General features: G+C 28.5%; 2 protein-coding genes. Both read left to right on the plus strand.

The features are described from left to right. Positions 1 to 191 (plus strand): hypothetical protein (locus NF27_RS12130; RefSeq protein ID WP_039454516.1); only part of this gene is annotated, 191 nt, incomplete at its 5' end. Positions 192 to 199: 8 nt separating this feature from the next. Next, a complete protein-coding gene (locus NF27_RS00175; RefSeq protein WP_084212733.1) occupies positions 200 to 2,077 on the plus strand; it encodes an AAA family ATPase in 1,878 nt (625 codons plus the stop codon). Positions 2,078 to 2,245: the final 168 nt, after the last annotated feature.

Raw genomic sequence — 2,245 nt, forward strand, 5'->3', positions numbered from 1 at the left:
TAAAATGGAAAACCAAAGATGCTATGGGTTATCATAGTTATAAAACAGCTTATAATACCATTCGAGGGATTGAGACAATCAATATGTTATTCAAGGGGCAGCTTTATCACTTACTTAAGAGCTCTGCTATAAATATTAAATACTTTGTTGAAAGGCAATTTAACTTACCTACCCCTGCTTATATTTTCTAAAAAACCTCATAAAATTTTATAACTTCTTCCTTCAATTTTATTCTTTGCAACACAACCAAAATTCTTTAGATATCCGAATGTCAAAAGCTTTAGATATTACTATGGTACCTGAGCCTATTAAAGACCCGTTAAATGCATTGTTAAAGAAATATAACCTTGAATTTGAGTTAGCAGAATGCAGATTAGAAAAAAACCAGTTTACTATACTCTTCAAAAAACAAAGTGAACTAATTTCATTTTCTCAACTTTCATCAGGTGAAAAGGTTATGTTCACCCTTATATCTTGTGCATTTTCAAACCAACTAGTAAGTAAGTATTTAAGTTTTGATTTGTCTAGCATTTTGTTATTTGATGAAATAGATATACACTTCCATCCTGAATATATAGAAAGTTTTTTTAAAATTATTAGGGATCATTTTTCTTCTAATACCCATATCGTTATAACAACTCATAATCCCGCTACTATAGCCTTAGCAGAACAATTAAATAAGAAAGATAATGGCAAAGAATTTGGTTTTTATAATTTACTTCAAGAAAATGGATTAACAAAAATTGAAAAAGTAGCAAGTGCAAGAACAGCAATTTCATATTTATCTGAAGGATTAATTAACGTAATAGAAGATTTTAATTATGTGCTTGTTGAGTCAACCGATGATGCTAAGTTTTTTGCATATCTTAATGAAAAATTAAAACCGCATTACGCATCTTACCCGAAAACACAATTAATATTTTTACCTGTAGGGTTTCATATTAAACAGGATAGGAAAATTCAAACATTATGTGATAAAATACATAAATATGGAAGGGATAATGCTCTTCAAGAAGGTTTGAGTGATCTATTGGAAGATGTTGTAAGCACTCTTGAGCCTTATACAAAAACCAATGAGCAGGGCGGAGGATGTAAACAAGTGTATTCTATGGTAGAATCATTGGCAGGAACTGCTGTTGGAACAGTAGACTGGGATCGACATAATTTACCCAAAGAGAAAGTTTATGTACTTAATTTTTATAGTATAGAAAATTATTTATGCTCTCCATTTAATTTATTGTATGTATTAAATAATAAAAAAGAAGTTTTGTGCTATGATTTAGTAATAAAAGAAATAAGGACTCATGAAAACCTATCTAATTTTGATATTGAGACAGTAAATTGGAATACTATCTCGCAAAAAGATTTACAAAATATTTCTAATAGTGTTTTCAAAGTATTAATGAATAACAATGTAAGTGATAAAGAAAAAAGAGGTTACGAGAAAAAGATAACTGTAGAGCTTATTAATGGTATGACTATTGAAGTTCCTGAAATTTTAAGAACTAAAAGAGGCCATGATTTACAGCAAATGATTTCGATGGATGCTACTAAACCAGAGATTATTAAACAAAATCCTCATAGGACAAGAGCATCAAATAATGTATCTAATAACGATTTATTAGAAGCTTTTAATAATAACCTACCTATACATTTGGCTCCAAAATTTTTACTTACATTATTACAAGATATTAAGAGTTCGAAAAAGCAAACTACTATTTCTGAACAACTTTTAGAACAAGAAGAAAAACTAGAAAACCATAAAAGATTAGACCAAAAGAAACCTAAAGAAGGTGAAAACGATCAATTAATAAAAAGCCAGTTTTTAGAGCAGTATCTTAATAAGTCAAGATACTTAATATCAGATATTAATGAAAAAGAATTAGAAAAGTTTTGTAAAACTCATTTGAATATATCTAATACTAAACAAAATCCTTTTATATATGCTGCTGAACAACCAAATTCATATTATGTTACAATTGGGAGCAATAGAACAGCAGCAGACAAGCTTAAAAGTTGGCAATATGAGGAGAAAAAAAGAAGAGGCGGAGATAAAGATAGTTCATTGAGAAAGTAGAATTATATTACATAGTTTCTTAATAATTATAGAATTTACTTTGGCTAAAAGATTTCTGAATAGGTATAGTTGCATAAAAAACGAATGTTTATTGGACATATGTAAAATGACACTAAAACAGTATAAGAAAGCGCTTAAAAACCTATTGAAAAAACAAAGTAAGAATAT

It is taken from the genome of Candidatus Jidaibacter acanthamoeba (assembly GCF_000815465.1).
GTDB classification, from domain to species: Bacteria; Pseudomonadota; Alphaproteobacteria; order Rickettsiales; family Midichloriaceae; genus Jidaibacter; species Jidaibacter acanthamoebae.